Below are 21,545 nucleotides of genomic sequence, written 5' to 3' on the forward strand. Positions count from 1 at the left end.
TTTTATTGTTATTTATATTGATATTGCACAACCGTCGTAAAAATTCCCTTGCCGGCATAGGTTCTAAAGGTTACTGTCGGGCCATAATAGGCCTTCAAACGCTGTCGAACATTTTCAATTGCAATACCATTTCCCCGCTTTAATGCTGCATGATCCTGTGAATATGGGTTTGTTATAATAATATTAATTTGATTTTGCAGGATTTCAATCAATACGCTTATCGTACTCTTTGTTAGAATTTTTTCAACTCCATGGAAAATACTATTTTCTAATAGGGGTTGTAAAGTCAGTAATGGAATTTGGACGTATGAGTATAAGTCTTTGTTTTCTAATTTCCATTCAACCTGCAAACGATCACCGAGTCGGATTTGCTCAATCTCCAGATAACGTTTGCATAAATCAATTTCTTCTTGCAAGCTGACCAGCTTTAATTCCTGAAAGCTGGCACGAAACAGTCGGGACAGATTAAGCAGCATATGTTCCGCTTTATCAGGATCAATGCTGATCAGGCTGATAGCACTATTTAAACTATTAAATAAAAAATGTGGTTGAATCCGGGCCTGCATGGCCTGAATCCGTGAATTTAACTCGCTATGGCGTTGACGTGTCCATTGCTCCCTTAAGTAAAGATAACGAAAACAGAAAGTTCCGAGCAAAATTCCAAAACTCAGGTGCATTCCGACCTGCTTAAAAGCAATTTCAGATGTAAGATCATGCAGATGAAAATTTATCCCAAAATGTATCAGAATGTTTAAACTAACTGTCGTTACCAGCACGATAGCCTGTAAGAACAAGAATCCGGTAATCAATGCAGATTTGATCCCCATACGATCAAAATACTGGTGAAACAGTTCTACACAAGCCGCAAATGATAGCAACACCCAGTTAATATAGAGGATGTATTGCAGCAAGTGCATAAAATTGAGCGCTTGCCAAGACTGGGCTTCTGCCAGACTCAGTACCAAAGCCAAAACATTACCGCCAACAAACAGTTCCAGCAGATAACGCCGATTGCCAATCTGGCCAAAAAAATAAGAAGATTGTTGCTGCCCCATCGGATCTGTAACAGATTGAGCAGATGGGACTTCGGCAACAGCCGTTGAATTTGCTATACTCTTTTTCGTTCTACTGCTTTTAATCTTATTGAGCCGACATGACCACATCTTCTAATTCCTCAAATCCATCACAAGCCCAGACTTCGGGTATGTGGGGCGGTCGTTTCTCTGAAGCGACTGATGCTTTTGTTGCTGAATTTACAGCATCTGTACAATTTGACCAACGTTTTTATAAACAAGATATTGCGGGTTCAATTGCGCATGCAACCATGCTTGCAAAAGTGGGCGTGCTGACTGAACAAGAACGTGATGACATCATTGAAGGCCTGACTGCGATTAAGGCGGATATTGAAGCAGGTAATTTCGAATGGCGCATTGACCTTGAAGATGTGCATATGAACATTGAGTCACGTCTGACTCAGCGTATCGGCATTACAGGTAAAAAATTACATACTGGCCGTAGCCGTAATGACCAGGTGGCAACAGACATCCGCCTTTATGTCCGTGATGAAATTGATGCCATCCTAAAATTATTAGAGAAATTACAAAAAGGCATTTTGAGCTTGGCGGCGAAAAATACCAATACCATCATGCCAGGTTTTACTCACCTGCAAACGGCACAGCCTGTGACTTTTGGTCACCACTTGATGGCTTGGTTTGAAATGCTGGTCCGAGACTCTGAGCGTCTGATTGACTGCCGTAAACGCGTTAACCGTATGCCATTGGGTTCTGCTGCTTTAGCAGGCACCACTTATCCAATCGACCGTACTTATACAGCTGAACTGCTAGGTTTTGAAGCAGTAGCTGAAAACTCATTAGATGCTGTTTCTGATCGTGACTTCGGCATCGAATTCAATGCAGCAGCATCTTTAATCATGATGCACCTGTCTCGCATGTCTGAAGAAATGATTCTGTGGACATCTGCACAGTTCAAGTTTGTGAATATTCCGGACCGCTTCTGTACTGGTTCATCGATCATGCCACAGAAGAAAAACCCAGACGTGCCTGAGCTGATCCGTGGTAAGACTGGCCGTGTGTATGGCGACTTGATGAGCTTGTTGACTCTAATGAAAGGTCAGCCATTAGCCTACAATAAAGACAATCAGGAAGACAAAGAACCATTATTTGATGCGATCGATACCGTTCGTGGTTCATTGATGGCATTTGCAGATATGATTCCTGCACTGGTTCCAAATATCGAAATCATGCGTGAGGCAGCGCTTCGTGGTTTCTCGACTGCAACTGACCTTGCAGATTACCTGGTGAAAAATGGCGTTGCTTTCCGTGATGCACATGAGATTGTGGGTAAAGCCGTTGCACTTGGTGTTCAGGAAGGTAAAGACTTGTCTGAACTCACCCTTGAACAGCTACAGCAATTCTCTGACCTGATCCAGGCAGATGTATTTGAAAAAGCGTTAACTTTAGAAGCATCTGTAAATGCGCGTAACCACATTGGTGGTACTGCACCTGTACAAGTCGCAGCAGCAATCGAACGCGCTTATGCACGTCTGGAAAAACTTTACGCTTAATTGCGCTATCTTAAATTCGGAGTATTGATATGTCTCGACAAGTATTTTGCCGTAAGTATCAAAAAGAAATGGAAGGCTTAGACTTTGCACCATTCCCAGGTGCAAAGGGTCAGGAACTGTTTGATACTGTATCTAAACAGGCTTGGCAGGAATGGCTGAAGCATCAAACTACGCTGATCAATGAAAAGCGTTTAAACGTGTTTGAAGCGGATGCGAAAAAGTTCCTTGAAGAACAACGTGAGAAGTTTTTCAATAATGATGAATCATTGGAAAAAGCTGAAGGGCTAAAGCCTGAGGCGTGATCAAGCGGAGCACTGCTCTGCCACGCCGCAAGACAAGCAGCTATGCTGCGCGTAGGCTTTAATCTAAAAGAATCCCCAACTTGGGGATTCTTTTTTATGCACTGCTCTAAAAATTACGCAAGACAAGCGAAGCGCGTAGTTTCAAATGTCAAGAAGGAGTCTAAGAAGACTCCTTTTTTATGCACTATACCGCCACGCCGCAAGACAAGCAGCTTATTATGCATAGGCTTCAATCTAAAAAAATCTCCATCATTAGACAGACTTTTTATACGACGCTCAACATGATGAAAGACAGGAACCGCCCTCTCAAGTGAAATCCGAAAAAGGTTTTCTTAAAGCATTTTTTAATTTTCTCACCCACCTTTCTCTTGATTGCAGAAATGTACCGTAAATAAGCAAATAAAATCCCTAGAATTCCCTTCATCTAGTTATCTATTTTCTAATCAATAGATCATATCCTGCCTCTTTTCCTAAACTTCTCAGAACAACAGCTTGCGTCAGTTTTAAGATCAATTTTTTTCAATATTATTTATTTTATAGATTAAATTTATTTTAAATATGAAGTTTTACTAATCAATTAAGTTTAAAAATGCTGAATTTAATTATCTTATTTAAAGAATTTAATTATGAGTCTTATTAGATTTAAGCCCTTCATTCATTTCAAAATAATAGATTGTAAACGGCAGATACATGCCACTATAGAAATGCAACATTACACTACAAGAATGTACATGAATTAAAAAATGGATTTCCTATAATAGCAATTAAGAGGATGGCAACATCTTTGTATAATAGCGATAAATATCCCCGATTTCATCCCAGTTCTTCCCCCAAAGGCTGGGTATTTTTTTGCCTACAAATTACTATATCCCATAAAAAAAGCCCCAGTGACTGGGGCTTGATTCAATATTCGATTAAGGCTGTTTCAGGTAGGGCCAAGCCGCTTTCAGGTAGATAAACATCGACCATAAGGTGAGCACAACTGCAGTATAGAGCAATGCATAAGCCAGCATATCTAGCGGCTGCCAGTTAAGCAGAAATACGGTAATTGCGATCATCTGGAAGGCGGTCTTGTATTTGCCGACTGTAGACACCGCCACACTGGTTCGCGCACCCAGTTCAGCCATCCATTCACGTAAAGCTGATACCGTAATTTCCCGCGAGATAATCACAATTGCAGCAAAGGCCATGGAGATCGAAGGCTGCCATTGCACCAGTACAATCAGTGCAGCTGCAACCATCAGCTTGTCTGCCACCGGATCCAGGAATCGACCAAAAGCCGAAGTCTGATTCAATGTTCTCGCCAGATAGCCATCAAACCAGTCCGTTACCGCCGCAACCACAAAAATTGCAGTCAACAGCATATGACGCGTCATATCCGGATTGCTTTCATCAATCCCCATCGCCGGCGGCCAATAGGCCACCAATAGAAAGACTGGAATCAGGACAATACGTGCCAAGGTCAAGATGTTTGGAATATTCAGGATACGACCTGTAGTCATAGACACCGCCAATTGTTCCCCTCATGTACGATGAAAATGCACACTTTTATTGAGGTTTGATCCATCGTTAATAGGCTTCACTTTATACGAATTGGCCAGCAGTGTCACTAGGCAAACACTGTCACTGTCTGTCTGGCAATCGCAATCAGGCGATTTTCAGCATCCCACAGATAGGCATGTTCTGTCGCGTAGCCATCTGCTGCATGATCAGTAAATACTTTATATTTAAACCAATCATTCAACTGATGTTGTACTGGATGCACATAGGTCACCGTCCAGTTGAGGCTGCTGGCTGGTGCAATCTGCTTAAACATCGGCAATACACCGGGTGGCCAGATATCAAAAATTGCCATCAGGTCAGCAACTTCAAATTTGCGGTTTGCATGTCTTTCCGGATCAAAACGGCACCATCCGCCAAAATCAGGATGATCACTCCCCGTGCATGGCAAATTCACTTCAGCCCAACGAACCTCAAACTGCTGGTAACATTCCGGCATACCTACGTTTGGAGGAATGCTAAACAGGCTTTCTGGAGCTGGATAATCCGGAGCAGATGCCTCCTGATGTACTTGAATAGTCGAGTCACGTGCTACACCAAAACTGGCTAACAAGATACTCTGCACTGCATCATCCTGCCACAGGCGAACTTCAACCGTAGTGACGGATTTACCCTCACGCAGAATTTCTGCAGTTAACCTGACTGGCCGTTGCTGGACCGGCCCCACAAAAGTTACGCTGGTGCTTAAAAGATGTTTCGCCGGGTCATTAATGCTCAGCACCGCTTTTTGCATCATCATCGCCGCAGCCAGACCACCATACAGGGTCCGTCCTTGTAACCATCCTGCTGGAAGATCAACCCATTCCTCAACAGCAATCGCTGCATACACCTGTTCCAGTGTCATTGTGCATCCCTGTGGTTCATTTCAGTTCTGATATCATTCAATAAATTTGAATTGATGTGAATGCTCAATGACTTCTCCGTCACTGAGCACTTTGGCAAATGATTTAATTTGGATTTTTATTCATGCAGTACTTTATAAATAGTACGAGCCATGACTTCACCTAAGCCTGGTACTAACATCAAGTCTTTCTCTGAAGCCTTCAGCACACCTTGAATGCCGCCGAAATGGGTCAGCAGGTCACGACGGCGTTTTGGGCCCAGACCGGGAATCACTTCCAGAACTGAAGAGCCTCGTTTCTTGTCGCGTTTGGCACGGTGTTTGGTGATTGCAAAGCGGTGTGCTTCATCCCGTACCTGTTGAATCAGATGCAGGGCTTTATGATCTTCGGGAAGTTGAATCTTGGTGCCATCAGTAAAATGTAAAGTTTCTAAGCCTGGTTTACGTCCCTCACCTTTGGATACACCCACCATAAAAGCGTCCAGACCAAGATCCTGCATGACTTCCATTGCCATATGCAGCTGTCCCTTACCCCCATCAATCAGTAACAGGTCGGGCAACATGTGCTTTTTATAACGTCGGGTCAACGCCTGACGCATTGCAGCATAGTCATCGCCTTCGGTAATGTCGTTAATCGAGAACTGGCGATAATCCCGCTTACGCGCACCGCCACTATCAAACACCACACAGGATGCGACCGTTTCCTCCCCCATGGTATGTGAGATATCAAAACACTCAATCCGGTCCACAGGATGTCCCACCACCTGCTCCAGCTGATGGAAACGCTCATTCAGTTCAAAGTGATTCGCCAGTTTCGATTTAATCCCTTGCAACACATTCATTTGTGCCAGTTCCAGCCATTCGGCACGGGTTTCGCGGACCTTGGACTTGATCTGGATTTTTTTATCAAAATGCTGGGCCAATGCCTGTTCCAGCTCGTTACGATCAGTCACTTCTACATTGACGATCAGTTCTGCTGGAATTTCATCCGCAACCTGGAAATAGAAGTTGGCAATAAAATCACTCAGCATCTGACTGAGATCATCACCCTGGATATCCGGGAAATAGCTTTTACCCCCCAGCATTTTACCATTACGCACATGCATAATCTGTACGCAGGTCACGCCGGCCTGATGGGCAATCGCCAGAATGTCGGCTTCACCTTTGACCTTGTAGATCGCCTGATTAGCTTGAACATCACGTAACAGAGCCATACGGTCCCGATAAAATACAGCCTTTTCAAATTCTAGCTGTTCGGCAGCAGCTTCCATTTTAGCAATCAGCTGCTGATTCAGCTCCTTGGTATCGCCTTGCAAGAAGCGAATCGAGTTGTTGACATCTTCTTGATAGTCTTCAGGTGAAATCAGTCCGACACAGGGGCCTGAGCAACGCTTGATCTGGTATTGCAGGCAGGGACGCTTACGCTGTGCAAAATAGCTGTTTTCACACTGGCGCACATTAAACAGTTTCTGTAAAACGATCAGGGTATCCTTGGCATTGTAAGCACTTGGATAAGGTCCAAAAAACTTGCCCGGTTGATGTTTTCCCTTACCTCGACCTGCTGCAATCCGTGGATAAGGTTTATCACTAGACACAAAGATATAGACGTAGGATTTATCATCGCGCAGCATAATGTTATATGGCGGACGATGCAGCTTGATCAGGTTCTGCTCTAACAGTAATGCTTCAGTTTCAGAACGCACCACCAAAGTCTGAATATCATAAATCCGCGCCACCAATGCTTGGGTTTTCGGATGTTCAAGGGTCTTGACGAAATAACTGGATACGCGGTTTTTCAGGTTTTTTGCCTTGCCCACATACAGCAATTCGCCATCCTTGCCATACATCCGGTATACCCCCGGAAGTGTGGTCATATTCGCCAGGATTTTTTCAATATGGGGACGCGCGTTCTCGTTCACCTGCAACCTATTTTTCACATGCAATATGCAGATAATGTGATGCTTATTGCCTGATTTTCAAGCGCGGTGACAAAATTACCATCAAGCCTGCCCACAAGCGAAGTTTATAAGTATGCAATCCCGGTTAATTTATAGGCTCACCGTTATACTGTGATTGCTAAAAGCTATAAATTTCAACTGATATCTTTGTTATGCTCGACGGGTTCGTTTTTGAGATTCCCCAAGATGACCACGCAGCATTCCGGTTTCCATATCGTCCAGCCTGGCACCTCCACGCATAGCGCTTCGGAACGTGACCGCCTGATTGGCAAGCCACGCTTTCACTTTGAACCCAAGGCGGTCATGGACCTGCTCCGGGAACGGATTATTGGGCAGGATGCTGCGCTGAATGAAATCGAAAAGATGCTACATGTGGTCAAGGCCGATTTTTCCAGCCCGGATCGTCCCTTGTCCGTGACCTTGATGCTTGGCCCAACCGGAGTAGGTAAAACCGAGACTGTGCGCCTGATTGCCGAAGCTATCTATGGACGTCCAGATGCGTTTTGCCGCATCGACATGAATACGCTGGCGCAAGAACATTATGCCGCCGCGTTAACAGGTGCGCCTCCGGGTTATGTCGGCTCAAAAGAAGGTCATAGCCTGTTCGATGAAACTGCGATTGCAGGTAGCCATACCCGCCCGGGCATTATGCTATTTGATGAATTAGAAAAGGCTTCAACCGAAGTCATTCGAGGTTTAATGAATGTGCTGGATACAGGTCGTTTAACCCTCACAGCAGGCACCAAAACCATCGATTTTCGGAATTGTATGATCTTTATGACCAGTAATGTTGGCGCGCAAGCTGCCCAGCAATATTTGGAAAAGCTCAGTTATTTGCCGCAGCAGGTTCAGAATTTGTGCCTGAAAAAAGTACCGACACAGCGCATTATTGAAAAGGTCATGCAGCGTAAGTTTGATCCTGAATTTTTGAACAGAATTGACCGTACCCTGCATTATCAGGCTGTACAAAATGATGCTCTGCCACGACTGGTTGAGATTGAGCTGGAAAAACTCAATCAGCGATTACAGCATCAGAAGCGAACTGTGATCCTAACCGATACAGCCAAGGCCTATTTCTATCAAGGGCATGATATTCGCTACGGCGCACGTCATCTGGGTCGCAAGATGCGTACTGAACTAGAACCAGTTTTAGCGGTATATTTTTTAGATCAGCCTGAACAGTCTACGCTGAAGCTAGATTGTATTGAAGGCAATTTGGTGATTCAGACCGAATAGCTTCAACCACAGAATGAGCGCTTAAGATGCCTGCTGATTCTGTACCGCATTAATAAACGCCATCTGGTCTTTGGGTGAGATCAGCACAAATTTATTGGTTCCATTTTCACGATAATCCACGCGTAAACGCTTCAGGGACAAAGCGGGCGCAACAGATGAATAATCGGTTGGAGTGACCGCCTGAATAGCAGCTACGGGAATTTGCCAGCTAAACCACATACTTTTGACGATCAATTGATCAGCAGTAAGCTGATATCGGGTATTCAGCACAGGCCACCAGATCATTACAATCGTCAGCATATACACCGCGGTATGCAATGGATATTGCTGCATGGTGCCTTTGGCTGACATCACCAGCAGTAACTGCACCAATAGCCCGGTCATACACACCAGAAAGGCCACCAGCCACCAGTCTTTTTTGGAACGAAATACCTGCATGTGTGCTCCCCCATTCTTAAAGCTATTGTAAATCTAAAAATAGGATCTACCAGCAAAATTACTTAACTCATCAGATATTTTAAAAGTGATACAGCATGCAGTAGCAATCATGAATTGCCGTATTGATTACTGTTATTTCCCTTTCATTTTGTATTGTTTCTTGACCGCATACATCTTGTCATCGGCACAGCGGATCAGGCTGGCGCTATCCAGATAGCCGCTATTGGCATCGGCCTGATGAATCCCGATACTAAGACTGACCGGCATAGTCAGTTGGCTTAAGGTCTGCTCTACGCGTGGAATAAAGCTTTGCAAGGCATCTGCCTCGGTACAGTTCGGCAATACCACTAGAAACTCATCACCGCCATAGCGGAAACAGTAGTCTTCATCCCGGGCAATCTGCTTTAAGGTACTCGCTACTGCCTGAATCACCTGATCACCATAGACATGGCCATATTGGTCGTTTAACAGTTTAAAGTCGTTGATATCAATGAATACCACGGTCACAGGCGCATGCTGTTGCCGTGCACGATAAAGTAATTCATTTAACATCGAGGTCAGGCTACGCACATTATAAAGCCCTGTCAGTGGATCCAGCCGGGACAGGGTTTCCATTTCCTGTGCATGCGCACCAAGTGCCATGGCATATTCCTGCAGTTTGTGATGGGAACTATTCACTTCTTTGACCAGGCTCCAGATATAGGTTTCAACCACCAAGGTAATATCAAAGGTATACAGTTTTTCTAGGGTGTCCTGCACCTGCCGCGCTAAGGCTGCATCCGCTACATACTGTTCCACCAGTTTAAAGATGCCTAATTTAATCTGATGCAAGGCAGCCAGATACAGACGCGGCTCTACCCCAATACGTTTATGCACCAGTCCGATACGCAAGCGGTTATTGACATAGACACTGTCATAGCAACCAGAAAACAGATCCAGAATATATTGATGCTGGGCGACCTTGAGGCGTTTAAGCGTATCGACATCACCAATCAGATTATTAATTTCAGGTACAGAGGTTTGATAGTCATAAAATTCGGCCACAGTGTCCTGCAAGCCTGGCTCTATCAGTTCACGCACAGTCGCCAGTGCTGCCAGGGCTTCTTCGGTCAGTCCAAGTAATTGCTTGCGTCGCTGGATGTCGGGCAATGAAATCTGCATCTGCTGCATCAGCGTCTGATCTGTCAATTTCATGCAGTGATCTTCTTATTATTGTTCTAGGTTTTTACTTATTTTCACCCATTCTAAGCCGGGCCGATTCACAATCCCAGCCAGCTTATCGGCAAACTACCACCTCACAACCAAACTGCAACAAAGCTGGACTTGGAGCGCGATTTTGATCAGACTGCAAAACACCAACAAAGAAATTCTCTGCCCTAAATTGACTTTTTTGACAGTAAAACGATTTTTTCAAAGACTTGAAAAGCCTCGCTATCACCCAATATAAATGGAGTTCTCATTAAAAAATTGTGAGCTGAAACAGAATCTTCAGTTCATTGTGCTTGATAAGAGCCATACTGGAACGCATAACAGCCAAAATAGTTCAGGCAAAAATAGATGACCCTTGCGTCACGGCTTGATACAACTTGTTATGTTCTTTTTGGATATAGTTATCGTAAGATTGGCGAAGCATAAATATGCGCAGGAATCGCGCATAGGCTCTTCACAACATCAACTTAGAAGTCCTCCAAAATAAAGGAGATCAGGCATGATCCACGCTGGCAATGCCATTACCGTCCAAATGCTTTCGGACGGAATTGCAGAATTCCGCTTTGACTTACAAGGTGAGTCGGTCAACAAATTTAACCGTGCAACAATTGAAGATTTTAAAGCTGCAATTGACGCGGTAAAAGCAAACGCTGACATCAAAGGTTTAATCGTCACTTCAGCGAAGTCAACCTTCATCGTAGGTGCAGACATTACTGAGTTCGGTGCGAACTTCGCGCAAGGCGAACAGGCAATTGTAGAATGGGCACTGCCTGTTCATGATATCTTCAACTCTTTTGAAGATTTAGACATTCCTAAAGTTGCTGCAATCAATGGTCAAGCATTGGGTGGCGGTTTTGAAATGTGTCTGGTGTGTGACTACCGTGTGATGTCAGAAGCAGCTGCTGTTGGCCTGCCTGAAATCAAACTGGGGATCTTCCCGGGCTTCGGTGGTACTGTTCGTTTAAGCCGTGTGATCGGTATCGACAATGCAGTTGAATGGATGGCAATGGCCAATCCGAAGAAACCTGCTGCTGCACTGAAAGACGGTGCTGTTGATGCAGTGGTTGCTGCGGACAAACTGCAAGACGCTGCAATTGATCTGGTTAAACAAGCGATTGCGGGTCGTCTAGACTGGAAAGCTAAACGCCAGGAAAAACTAGATCCTGTTAAGTTGAACATGCTTGAGCAAATGATGGCGTTCAATACAGCCAAAGGAGCGGTTCTTGCAAAAGCAAATCCTGCTCAGTACCCGGCGCCAAAATTGATGCTTGATTCACTACAGGCAGGTGCAAGCCTTCCACGTAATGAAGCATTAAAAGCAGAAGCACAAGGCTTTGCCAAAGCTGCAGTAACACCGCAAGCAGGTGCGTTGATTGGTCTATTCATCAACGATCAAGTGGTGAAGAAAACTTCCAAGAAATATGAGAAAGGTGCACACCCTGTGAACCAAGCGGCTGTATTAGGCGCAGGTATTATGGGTGGTGGTATTGCTTACCAGGCGGCAAGCAAAGGCACACCAATCATCATGAAAGACATTGGTAATCCACAACTTGCTTTAGGTATGAAAGAAGCAAATGGCTTACTGACCAAACAAGTTGAACGTAAGAAAATGAAGCCTGCACAAATGGGTGAAACTCTTGCGCGCATCCGCCCAACTTTAAGCTATGACGAGTTTAAAGAAGTGGACATCGTGATTGAAGCGGTGACTGAAAATCCAAAAGTGAAAGGTATCGTACTGAAAGAAACTGAAGCGAAAGTTCGTGAAAACACGATCATTGCTTCGAATACGTCTACGATTTCAATCACGCGTCTGGCTGAAAACCTGGAGCGTCCTGAAAACTTCGTAGGTATGCACTTCTTTAACCCAGTGCACATGATGCCATTGGTAGAAGTGATCCGTGGTGCGAAGACTTCTGACGAAGCGATTGCAACCACTGTGGTACTTGCTCAGAAAATGGGTAAAACACCGATCGTTGTGAATGACTGCCCGGGCTTCTTGGTGAACCGTGTATTGTTCCCTTACTTCGGTGCGTTTGACCTTCTACTGAAAGATGGTGCTGACTTCCAGCAAATCGACAAAGTGATGGAAAAATTCGGTTGGCCTATGGGTCCTGCTTACTTGATGGACGTTGTGGGTATTGATACTGGCGTTCACGGTGCAGAAGTCATGGCGGAAGGTTTCCCTGACCGTATGAAGCCTGACTACAAAGGTTCAATCCAGGTGATGTACGAAAACAAACGTCTAGGTCAAAAGAATGACGTTGGTTTCTACAAATATGAATTGGACCGTAAAGGCAAGAAAGCCAAAGTGGTTGATCCAACTGCATACGAACTTGTGGCTTCTGTTGCAACTGCGGAAAAACGCGAATTTGATGCTCAGGAAATCATTGACCGTATGATGCTTGCTTTCTGTAATGAAACTGTTCGTTGCCTGGAAGACAACATCGTAGCAACACCTGCTGAAGCAGATATGGCGATGATCATGGGTGTAGGTTTCCCTCCATTCCGTGGCGGTCCATGCCGTTATATCGACCAGACTGGTGTAGCTGAATACGTTGCACTTTGCGACAAGTACGCACACTTAGGTAAAGCTTATGAAGCGCCACAAATGTTGCGTGACATGGCTGCTAACAACAAAAAATTCTACGGTTAAGGAGCAACGTGAATGGCTACTTTAAATCCACGTGACGTTGTCATCGTTGATGGCGTACGTTCAGCAATGGGTAAAACCAAAAATGGTATGTTCCGCAATGTACGTGCTGACAGCCTTTCTGCTGAACTTGTACGTGCGCTTGTTGCTCGTAACCAGTTCGATGTCAACGAAATTGAAGACGTAATCTGGGGCTGTGTAAACCAGACTCTAGAACAAGGTATGAACATCGGTCGTAACATCGCGTTACTGGCAGATCTTCCTAAGACTGTTGCAGGTCAAACGGTTAACCGTCTGTGTGGTTCGTCTATGCAGGCAATTCATACTGCTGCGGCTCAAATCATGACTGGCCAAGGTGATGTGTTCATCATTGGTGGTGTTGAGCATATGGGTCACGTTGGGATGATGCACGGCATCGACTTAAACCCTGAAGCATCTAAGCACTATGCAAAAGCGTCGAACATGATGGGCTTAACCGCTGAAATGTTAGGCCGTATGAATGGCATTACCCGTGAAGAACAAGATGCGTTCGGTGTTGAATCTCACCGCCGTGCTTGGGCTGCGACTCAGGAAGGTCGTTTCAAGAACGAAATCATCGGCATTGAAGGTCATGATGCCAACGGCTTTAAACAGCTTTGCGACATCGACGAAGTAATTCGTCCTGATGCAAACCTTGAAGCGTTCAAAGCATTGCGTCCAGTATTCGATCCGAAGGGCGGTTCTGTGACTGCTGCGACTTCTTCAGCATTGTCTGACGGTGCGTCTGCAATGTTATTGATGTCTGCTGAACGTGCGCAAGCTTTAGGTCTTAAACCACGTGCTGTAATTCGCTCTATGGCAGTTGCAGGTTGTGATGCTGCGATCATGGGCTTTGGTCCGGTTCCGGCAACGCAAAAAGCATTGAAACGCGCTGGTCTTGCAATTTCTGATATTCAAACTTTTGAATTAAACGAAGCATTTGCTGCACAAGGTCTGTCTGTTCTTAAAGGCTTAGGCATTTATGATAAGCAAGACATTGTGAACCATAACGGTGGTGCGATTGCATTGGGTCACCCATTGGGTTGTTCTGGTGCGCGTATCACAACAACGTTGTTGAACGTGATGGAACAGCAAGATACGCAAATCGGTCTTGCGACCATGTGTATCGGTCTTGGTCAAGGTATTGCAACAGTGATCGAACGTGTTTAATTCTTAGATACGTGATCAAAAGAAACCCCGCAAAAGCGGGGTTTTTTGTCCCTTATTTGTCCCTTTTTAAACACATTGAAAATGTCATTATTCTTTTCGTAGACACTCTCACTACATAAAATCTTCAACACGAAAAGGAAAAGTCATGACAAATTTAGTAATTAATTTAACAACAGATTCAACTTTACAAAGCAGCATTTTACCAGCCTCCATTGAAGCTCTAAATTTTGACAAATTAAAATTTAAACTTACATTAGGTAAAGAAGCAGTAATGTCTAAGGATGTATTTCAATTTGCTGAACAAGAGTACAGACGTTTTTTAGCATTAAAATACTTTTATCCGAAAGAAACACTAGTACCTAATAAGCTAGTTGATGAGTTTTGGCATGCCCATATTTTAGATACACACAGCTACCACATGGACAGCTTAAAAGTTTTTGGAACTTACCTACATCATTATCCATATTTTGGAATTCATAATGAATTAGATCAACAAAACTTAGAAAATACATTCAAAAGAACTAAGGAGTTATATGAAATATGGTTTGGCCCATACCCAGATTTCACTGTAGCAGCAAGATGTGGCGATGATCATGCTTGTCATGCTCCTTCCAGTTGTGCCTGTCGTGTACCTGGAGCTTGTAAATAAACTAATAAGGGAGCTATTTTGCTTCCTTTCTCATTTACATATACTTTTAATTAATCCATCAATATTTAAATCAAATTTTTTCATTTTCATATCATTATTGTTTTTTTCCCAAACTTTATACTCTAGGAAAAAGTTATATTTTTTGAAAACATCTTCTTTTCTTAAAGAAATTTTACCAAATTTTGCACGTTGCACTTCTTTTTTTAACTTTTCATAAAAAGCATCGTCAAAGTTTGAAAAATCATCACTAAATGCTTTCAATTTGCCATCATAACAATCTTCTAATAACTCTAGAAATTTTGATAAATGAATATTTGGTTGATTATCATTTAACTGCATTCCCGAATACCCTCTGTTGCTATGATATTACTTAATTGTCCTGACCTTGGATAATCAGTTCTTTCTACGATATAACTAACATAACACGTACATATTCTAGCAATTTTTTCTGCAGACCAATTAGGTTTACTCATTGAATAATTTGCTTTACATTTTCTATCAAAGTGCTCAACCTGTATGTCATTCCAAGTAGTATTTAATGTTGAATAGTTAATCTCTGATGGTTTAAGCTTTTCTTGTAATTGATCAATCCCAAATCCTCCAACTATTCCAGCAAAAACTGCAGTAATCAAAAAATTTGTTAACTTATCCCCTTTTTTTCTTTATTAATAACCAATAAATCATTTCTACAAGTACCGCATTTATAAACACCTTGACGGCCTATTTCAACGACCCTATTTGTTGAATTACATTTGCTACATATCAAATAGCCATTTGTTTCTAACTCGCTCAAACCAACCCTCTAGTAATTCTATGTTTTTTTTATAATTATAGTTATTTAAAAATCAAAATGTTATCCCTTTGTAAAATTAGTGGAAAATTCAACCAATAAAATCCTATTTATGAATTACTTAAAATTTATAAGCGTATGATCAAGCCTCTTTTATCCTACATCCTTAAGGGGTTTATATGAACATGCTTAAAACAGTGATCGCGACTGCAATCCTAGCAACTTCTGCATCTGCAATGGCAGCTGAAGCTCCAGCAACGGCTAAAACAGTAGCAGTACAAACTGTTGCTCAACAAGCTGCTGTACCTGCGCAAGTAAAAGTTGAAGCAGCTAAAGCAAATGCACAAGCGAAAGTTGAAGCGGCTCAAGCAACTGCAACAAATGCAAAACAAGCAGCAGAAACGAAAGTTGAAACAGTAAAAACTGAAAATGCGGTAAAAGCAGATACAGCAAAAGCAGCAGCTGAAGAAAAAGTTGCAGCAGTAAAAACAGAAGCTGTCGTAAAAACTACAGAAGCAAAAGAAACTGCAATGGCTAACGCAGCAGAAGTAAAAACTGAAGCAGCTCAACAAGTAGAAGCTGCGAAAGCTGCACCTGCTGAAGCAGCAGTAAAAGCTGAGAAAAAAGGCTGGTTCTCTTGGTTTAAAAAAGCAGCTTAATCCTGCGATTTAAACTGCAAAGGGATGTCATCTGACATCCCTTTTTATTACCTTCTATTTTTAAATACGGCCTGCGACTAAGTAATCAGCCTGTATTTTCAAATATTAAAAAAATTAAGCTGAGACCTTCTGCGCCAGCATCGTGGCAAAATGTTGTTTGATCCGGTTACCCTGCTCATCCCTGCGATATAGCTCACCAACATCCTCATTGTATTTAATCAGCTTCCAGTCTTTATAAAAGGCACTTAATTCACCTTGCTTAAAGGCAAAAGGAAAATCTGGCTGGGCTGGAATGTCATCAGTATCCATGGCACAGACAATCAGGTTATAACCATTGTTTTTGGTCGCCTGCTGCATTTGAGTAATCAGTGCTGGAACAGTCTTGGCTTGCAGGAACATCATCACCACAGTGCAGCAGATAAAATCATAACTGCCAGAAATGCTTGGATTTGCATTCAAATCCCGCTGTGCAATATGAATCTGCTGAATATCTTCAGCATCAACAATTTTCTGAAATTTTTCCAGACTCTGGGAGTTCACATCCCAGGCATCAACCTCATAGCCCATCTGGTTTAAATACAGCGAATTCCGTCCTTCTCCGCAGCCGACATCTAAGGCACGACCACCCGTTAAATAAGGCGTAGCAGCCACAATTTCAGAATGTGTTGGAGAAATCGCATATTTTTTATGAAAATAATCTTGTGGGGCGCAATAGAATTTTAACTGGCATTCCACATCTGCACTGGCAGAGACAATCTGATGCCAGCGCTGCGGTTCAATGAATGGCGGTTGCTGCTCAGGTGTAAAAACATGAGTAGATTGCACTTCTCCGCCTTCATCAACCAAGGCAAAAATCAGCTCACCTTTTAAGACTGTCAGTTTGGCCCAAGTACCCGCCTTGGTATTATGCGGACGCTGAAAGCCCTGAGGAATCTGTTCCTGTGTCCAGACCGGCATTTCCTTATAACAGACTAAGTCCTGAGTCATGCAGCATTGCTCCTGTTCTCGCACCATTTTATTCAACTGATAATTTCCTGTTTATCTATAGCATGCTTCTGTTTTTGGCACCATGCTCAGGATGATTTATAGCTAAATGACGCTTTCAGGCTACAAAGCTTCTTCAACAATTTTCTGATTTTTGGTCTTAATTTGCTGCATCTGTTTATTCAGGTTTTCAATATCTTTATACAATGCGATAAAGGGCTGCACCGCTTTTTCATCATGGAACATAAACATGCGGTTGCGTTTTTCCCATTTATATTTCTTGAGCAAGGCAAATAGCTGATCAGCCTTGGCCAGACTCTGCTTTTCAATTGCAAAGATGGCATAGGCATCACTTTCCTGCTGGGTTGCTTTCAGGTTCTGTGCCAACTGCTGACGATAACGCTGCTTGATATCGAGCCGCTTGACCTGTTCAATCTGGCTTTCTTCACGGTGCTGGATGGTCTGCTCATAGTTCTGCACAATCTGATGCACCTGCTTGAGCATGGTCTCAGTTTCTTTATAACCTTGAGCCTGATCTTTCTCCAGACGATCAATATCCAGAAAATGCTCCCAATTCGCTGCTTTCAGATCTCGCAAATACTGATTACGTTCTTCAGCGCGGTCTCGCATCTGTCCCAATACATATTCCGCCATGACCGCATAATCACCATCCAGACGATCTTCTTCAATGTCTAACTGAATCGGCTGGCTCCAGTCCTGTGCCTGTTCAAAGATTTCAGCTGTCTTTTCATTCAGAACAGTTTCATATTCGATCAACTCGGCTTCTTCCTGCTGTTGCGCAGTGTATTGATAAAATAGCCATGCAAAGACAACAAGTGTCGCACCAGCCAGGACCATAAAGACACGCGGCATGCACATGCTCCCCTGCTGCAAGTTATGTATAGGTTTCCTTTTAACCAATATGCTGATTTTTTAGACATAAATCAATTGTTCTATACAAAAACCCTATGCAGGGACATAGTTCATCCTACGAGGAAATTTCACTGAAATTCCTTTTTTAAGCCAGCTCTGAATCGTTTAATCCTGCCTAGCAACCGTTGGCAGCACACCATTCATTAATCAGCGTTCGGTCAACATTATTCGGATTAAACTGTTCCCGAGCCGCCTGAACTGAAATGGCATCGCGGTTAATATCAAATGGTACCAGCATCAGATAAATACCATCACGTGGATCAGGAGAACGCAAACCATCGGCAATGGCCTGCACATACTGTTGCAGCCCTGGTGGCAGGTTATCCAGTCGTGCCGGATTGGTGGTAGGCAGAATCTCAATATCACCCGCGAAGTCAGCATTAACCGTATAGTCTTGCAGTTCACGTTCAATCTTCATCATTCGCATCTTTAAGGCCTGTTTCTGGCTGGATTGTTCTTGCAGGGGAAGCATGAACTCGGTTTCTTCACGCAGTTCACGATCGGCCATCACAGTCAGTGTCGGCAAGGTGACGGAATCGGGTGCAGCATGTGCATTAACCAGACGCAGTGCAGTAAACAGACTCAGTAGCATCAGAAAAGTTGTATCGAGGGGACGCATAAGGAAAACCTCCGCATCGTCATTTCAGTGGGAGAAACCTTATTCTTGCTTGAACTTATGTAAAGGTGCTGAGTATTACTGTGAGCGTCGATAGACGGTTAATACCGCATGATTACTGGTGTTCGATGTAAACAGTTTTTATGCAGATTGCTTTTGAATAAAAGATAAATCTCTCGAAAATTCCAGATATAAAAAATCCCCGACTAACGAGGATTCAAAGACTTAGGGTTAGACTGATTGCTTTGAGCTTAAGGGATAGCAGGGGAAAGTTTATTGAAATAATCCTGCATACCGAGTTTGATCGTACTCGGATTAATTTGCAGTTGAAAACGATATTCAGCAGATTGGCTATTGCTACGATCAATCCCCAGCGGCTGTAGCATGATATTTAAACCTTGAGTTGGATCACTGGATTGCAGGCCTTGGGCAATACTCATGACATATTGCTGCAGCATTGGAGAAACCGAACTAAAGTCAGGCTGGCTCTGCGGCTGAAAATCCAGATTTTCGACCACCTGTGCATTCAGTACAAAATTCTGGGCTTCCTTGGAACTGCGCATCACCTGATGCTGTAAGGCACGCTGAGTCTTTTCTTCCTGGACAAAAGGAACATAACCGGTTTCATTGCTCAGTTCAGGTTCCGCCATCACGGTCAAGGTCGGCAGCGTTACCGCTACTTTATCATCGTCAGCTAGTGCTCCCATGCTGAATGTGCTCAGCATGATTCCAAATGCAGACATTGTCATAATATTCACTGGCTTGCCTCCCCGTAGTTCTCTATTACCCAAGTTGTATAACTGCAGATGTCATAAACTATTTTTAATATTCTTATCTATTAGATTACCTGGATTATTTGGGCAACTCATGCCTGCTCGGATGAATGGCATCTCAGGAAAATGATCTCGAAACCTAAAAGCATATGACGCTCACAGTTTCAAAGCCGGATAATAAGCAAAGATCATTTTCTGTTGAATAACAAAATGACAGGCGAAAAAAAACCTCAAACATGGTTTGAGGTTTTTTCGAATATGGTGGCGAGACCCAGGATCGAACTGGGGACACACGGATTTTCAATCCGTTGCTCTACCTACTGAGCTATCACGCCGATGCGGTGTATTAAGCCGTATCTCCACACATTAGTCAATCGAAATTAGAAAAAAAATGATTGAATGTGTAAAATTTGACCCAAAAAAAAATCCCTGATGGGATCAGGGATTGAAAACTTTAAATCGTTTTGAATATGGTGGCGAGACCCAGGATCGAACTGGGGACACACGGATTTTCAATCCGTTGCTCTACCTACTGAGCTATCACGCCGATGACGCGTATTAAACCGTTTCAGCCCAATGCCGTCAAGCATGAAAAGTATAATTTTTATCAATCGTCTACTTTTGCAGCAGATTTAATTATCACTTGCTTAATTTTTAATTAAAACGGCCTAAATTATTCATTTTCAGTCAAAAATTTGCATAAAAAAGCAGCCCTAAGGCTGCCTTGATACAGGAAAAGTTTAAATTTTTTCGATATGTGCCAGACAACGATGAATCGCGCCACAGCCAGGTTCAAACACCTTCACACCTTTTTCTTCTTCCATTCGGCACGCTTCACTGACCAGCCTTTCTGCAACCCCACGTCCACGATTGGCCGGATGTACAACGACATACTCCAGCAGGCGGGTTTCGCCTTGACCCGTGCACCAGATCGCACCAATAATACGGGTATTAAATTCTGCGGTATAAAGTACGGTATACTGTTGCAAGTTTTGCTCTAGTTGTTCCATGGCATCAGCCCCATCACTAAACTCCGGGCTGGTGTCATACAGTCGCTCAAGCTGGCTGCGCACTTCATCATTTTCCAAAGAAGTATAGGCATGTACGGTTATAGGCATTGATAAACCCTCCTGAGCAATCTAATATGCGGTGACGTCGTCACGGCGAAAATATTTTCTACATCAATCATTTTGACGTATTTGAGGAACGTGTCTATGACAGATCGTATCAGTGAAGTGGTAAGAAATACCAACGAAACCAAAATTCGAGTTCGCTTGAATCTCGATGGGTCTGGTCAAGGCACTTTAAATACTGGTATTCCATTTTTAGATCATATGATTGATCAAATCAAGCGACACGGTCTGTTTGATATTGATATTCATTGTGACGGCGACCTGGAAATTGACGATCACCATACTGTAGAAGACTGTGGTATTACCTTGGGTCAAGCCTTTGCACAAGCATTGGGTGACAAGAAAGGTTTACGCCGTTATGGTCACTTCTATGCCCCGCTGGATGAGTCTTTGAGCCGTGTCGTGGTTGATCTGTCTGGTCGTCCGGGTCTGTTTATGGATATTCCATTTACCCGTGCCATGATTGGCCGTTTTGATGTAGACCTGTTCTCTGAATTCTTCCAGGGCTTTGTAAATCACTCGCTGATGACTTTACATATTGACAACCTAAAAGGTAAAAACAGTCACCATCAGATTGAAAGCGTATTTAAGGCGTTTGCCCGTGCATTGCGTATGGCATGTGAAGTTGATCCACGTGCTGCCAATACTGTTGCTTCAACCAAAGGTACCCTGTAATGACCCGTATTGCCCTTCTTGACTATGGCATGGGAAATCTTCACTCCGCTGCCAAAGCATTAGAACATGTCGGTGCTACAGTAGATGTGACCAATGATCCGAAGCTGATTGCTCAGGCAGACAAGATTGTTTTCCCGGGTGTAGGCGCAATGCGTGACTGTATGCACGGTATGCATGAAGCGGGTATTGATGATGTGGTACGTCATGCGGTGTTCAATAAGCCGGTACTGGCAATTTGTGTCGGTATGCAGGCGCTGATGCAACGTTCTGAAGAAAATGGCGGTGCAGATGCACTGGGTATTTTTGAAGGTGAAGTGAAACGCTTCCCGGATGTGGAAGGTTTAAAAGTACCGCATATGGGCTGGAA

22 protein-coding genes and 2 tRNA genes are annotated in these 21,545 nt (G+C 43.5%); 9 read left to right on the forward strand and 15 right to left on the reverse strand.

The window, feature by feature from the left end:
• Window positions 1–8: 8 nt before the first annotated feature.
• Window positions 9–1,163, reverse strand: a complete 1,155-nt coding sequence (locus B3D47_RS14480) for a sensor histidine kinase (protein WP_286862731.1) — start codon at window positions 1,161–1,163, stop codon at window positions 9–11.
• On the opposite strand from B3D47_RS14480, the gene argH reads away from it, so the two are divergent.
• Window positions 1,154–2,584: an argininosuccinate lyase gene (argH, locus tag B3D47_RS14485; protein ID WP_008302470.1), complete on the forward strand. Its 1,431-nt coding sequence runs from the start codon at window positions 1,154–1,156 to the stop codon at window positions 2,582–2,584. The genes B3D47_RS14480 and argH overlap by 10 nt on opposite strands.
• A 29-nt stretch (window positions 2,585–2,613) precedes the next feature.
• Window positions 2,614–2,886, forward strand: a complete 273-nt coding sequence (locus tag B3D47_RS14490; RefSeq protein WP_004813605.1) for an oxidative damage protection protein — start codon at window positions 2,614–2,616, stop codon at window positions 2,884–2,886.
• 914 nt (window positions 2,887–3,800) lie between these two features.
• Here B3D47_RS14490 and pgsA read toward each other — a convergent pair.
• From pgsA to uvrC, 3 genes are all read right to left on the reverse strand, one after another.
• Entirely contained in the window at window positions 3,801–4,388 is a 588-nt protein-coding gene (gene pgsA / locus B3D47_RS14495) for a CDP-diacylglycerol--glycerol-3-phosphate 3-phosphatidyltransferase (protein WP_008302472.1), read from the reverse strand.
• Between the two features lie 107 nt (window positions 4,389–4,495).
• Entirely contained in the window at window positions 4,496–5,290 is a 795-nt protein-coding gene (locus B3D47_RS14500; RefSeq protein ID WP_004813608.1) for an acyl-CoA thioesterase, read from the reverse strand.
• A gap of 116 nt (window positions 5,291–5,406) precedes the next feature.
• Complete coding sequence (gene uvrC, locus B3D47_RS14505; RefSeq protein ID WP_004890610.1) at window positions 5,407–7,206, reverse strand: excinuclease ABC subunit UvrC; 1,800 nt, start codon at window positions 7,204–7,206, stop codon at window positions 5,407–5,409.
• Between the two features lie 225 nt (window positions 7,207–7,431).
• On the opposite strand from uvrC, the gene B3D47_RS14510 reads away from it, so the two are divergent.
• Window positions 7,432–8,481, forward strand: coding sequence for an AAA family ATPase (locus B3D47_RS14510; protein ID WP_286862735.1), 1,050 nt, complete (start codon window positions 7,432–7,434; stop codon window positions 8,479–8,481).
• Between the two features lie 21 nt (window positions 8,482–8,502).
• Here B3D47_RS14510 and B3D47_RS14515 read toward each other — a convergent pair whose 3' ends face one another.
• Both B3D47_RS14515 and B3D47_RS14520 read right to left on the reverse strand, forming a co-directional pair.
• Entirely contained in the window at window positions 8,503–8,919 is a 417-nt protein-coding gene (locus B3D47_RS14515; protein ID WP_286862737.1) for a PH domain-containing protein, read from the reverse strand.
• Between the two features lie 132 nt (window positions 8,920–9,051).
• Complete coding sequence (locus tag B3D47_RS14520; RefSeq protein WP_286862739.1) at window positions 9,052–10,113, reverse strand: diguanylate cyclase domain-containing protein; 1,062 nt, start codon at window positions 10,111–10,113, stop codon at window positions 9,052–9,054.
• A gap of 514 nt (window positions 10,114–10,627) precedes the next feature.
• On the opposite strand from B3D47_RS14520, the gene fadB reads away from it, so the two are divergent.
• The 3 genes from fadB (at window position 10,628) to B3D47_RS14535 (ending at window position 14,615) form a co-directional block, all read left to right on the forward strand.
• Complete coding sequence (gene fadB / locus B3D47_RS14525) at window positions 10,628–12,781, forward strand: fatty acid oxidation complex subunit alpha FadB (protein ID WP_005220686.1); 2,154 nt, start codon at window positions 10,628–10,630, stop codon at window positions 12,779–12,781.
• Window positions 12,782–12,793: 12 nt separating this feature from the next.
• Window positions 12,794–13,966, forward strand: a complete 1,173-nt coding sequence (gene fadA, locus B3D47_RS14530) for an acetyl-CoA C-acyltransferase FadA (RefSeq protein ID WP_286862741.1) — start codon at window positions 12,794–12,796, stop codon at window positions 13,964–13,966.
• 145 nt (window positions 13,967–14,111) lie between these two features.
• On the forward strand, window positions 14,112–14,615 hold the full coding sequence (locus B3D47_RS14535; RefSeq protein WP_286862743.1) for a glycine-rich domain-containing protein: 504 nt from the start codon (window positions 14,112–14,114) through the stop codon (window positions 14,613–14,615).
• 30 nt (window positions 14,616–14,645) lie between these two features.
• Here the strand turns inward: B3D47_RS14535 and B3D47_RS14540 are convergent, their stop codons facing one another.
• Together B3D47_RS14540 and B3D47_RS14545 are read right to left on the reverse strand one after the other, a co-directional pair.
• Complete coding sequence (locus B3D47_RS14540; RefSeq protein ID WP_286862745.1) at window positions 14,646–14,954, reverse strand: hypothetical protein; 309 nt, start codon at window positions 14,952–14,954, stop codon at window positions 14,646–14,648.
• The gene (locus B3D47_RS14545; RefSeq protein ID WP_286862747.1) at window positions 14,945–15,247 is read right to left on the reverse strand and encodes a hypothetical protein; all 303 of its coding nucleotides are present in this window, start codon (window positions 15,245–15,247) and stop codon (window positions 14,945–14,947) included. Before B3D47_RS14545 ends, B3D47_RS14540 begins: the two co-directional genes overlap by 10 nt.
• A gap of 337 nt (window positions 15,248–15,584) precedes the next feature.
• Between B3D47_RS14545 and B3D47_RS14550 the strand changes: the two genes are divergently transcribed.
• Window positions 15,585–16,064: a hypothetical protein gene (locus tag B3D47_RS14550; protein ID WP_286862749.1), complete on the forward strand. Its 480-nt coding sequence runs from the start codon at window positions 15,585–15,587 to the stop codon at window positions 16,062–16,064.
• A 114-nt stretch (window positions 16,065–16,178) separates the two neighbouring features.
• On the opposite strand, the gene tehB is transcribed toward B3D47_RS14550, so the two are convergent.
• The 7 genes from tehB to B3D47_RS14585 all read right to left on the reverse strand — a co-directional run bounded on the left by tehB (window position 16,179) and on the right by B3D47_RS14585 (window position 20,488).
• Window positions 16,179–17,051, reverse strand: a complete 873-nt coding sequence (gene tehB, locus B3D47_RS14555; RefSeq protein WP_286862752.1) for an SAM-dependent methyltransferase TehB — start codon at window positions 17,049–17,051, stop codon at window positions 16,179–16,181.
• A 120-nt stretch (window positions 17,052–17,171) separates the two neighbouring features.
• On the reverse strand, window positions 17,172–17,921 hold the full coding sequence (locus tag B3D47_RS14560; protein WP_286862755.1) for a hypothetical protein: 750 nt from the start codon (window positions 17,919–17,921) through the stop codon (window positions 17,172–17,174).
• 175 nt (window positions 17,922–18,096) lie between these two features.
• A complete protein-coding gene (locus B3D47_RS14565; protein ID WP_286862757.1) occupies window positions 18,097–18,600 on the reverse strand; it encodes a hypothetical protein in 504 nt (167 codons plus the stop codon).
• 248 nt (window positions 18,601–18,848) lie between these two features.
• On the reverse strand, window positions 18,849–19,346 hold the full coding sequence (locus tag B3D47_RS14570; RefSeq protein WP_286862806.1) for a hypothetical protein: 498 nt from the start codon (window positions 19,344–19,346) through the stop codon (window positions 18,849–18,851).
• Between the two features lie 283 nt (window positions 19,347–19,629).
• Window positions 19,630–19,705 (reverse strand) — tRNA-Phe (locus tag B3D47_RS14575).
• A gap of 136 nt (window positions 19,706–19,841) precedes the next feature.
• Window positions 19,842–19,917 (reverse strand) — tRNA-Phe (locus B3D47_RS14580).
• A 193-nt stretch (window positions 19,918–20,110) separates the two neighbouring features.
• Complete coding sequence (locus tag B3D47_RS14585) at window positions 20,111–20,488, reverse strand: GNAT family N-acetyltransferase (protein WP_004813635.1); 378 nt, start codon at window positions 20,486–20,488, stop codon at window positions 20,111–20,113.
• 96 nt (window positions 20,489–20,584) lie between these two features.
• On the opposite strand from B3D47_RS14585, the gene hisB reads away from it, so the two are divergent.
• Both hisB and hisH read left to right on the forward strand, forming a co-directional pair.
• Entirely contained in the window at window positions 20,585–21,178 is a 594-nt protein-coding gene (gene hisB, locus B3D47_RS14590; protein WP_004813636.1) for an imidazoleglycerol-phosphate dehydratase HisB, read from the forward strand.
• On the forward strand, window positions 21,178–21,545 hold a 368-nt coding region (gene hisH / locus B3D47_RS14595; RefSeq protein ID WP_286862762.1), incomplete at its 3' end, for an imidazole glycerol phosphate synthase subunit HisH. The genes hisB and hisH, both read left to right, overlap by 1 nt.

The organism is Acinetobacter sp. UBA3461 (assembly GCF_002381195.1).
In the GTDB taxonomy this organism is placed as follows: domain Bacteria; phylum Pseudomonadota; class Gammaproteobacteria; order Pseudomonadales; family Moraxellaceae; genus Acinetobacter; species Acinetobacter schindleri.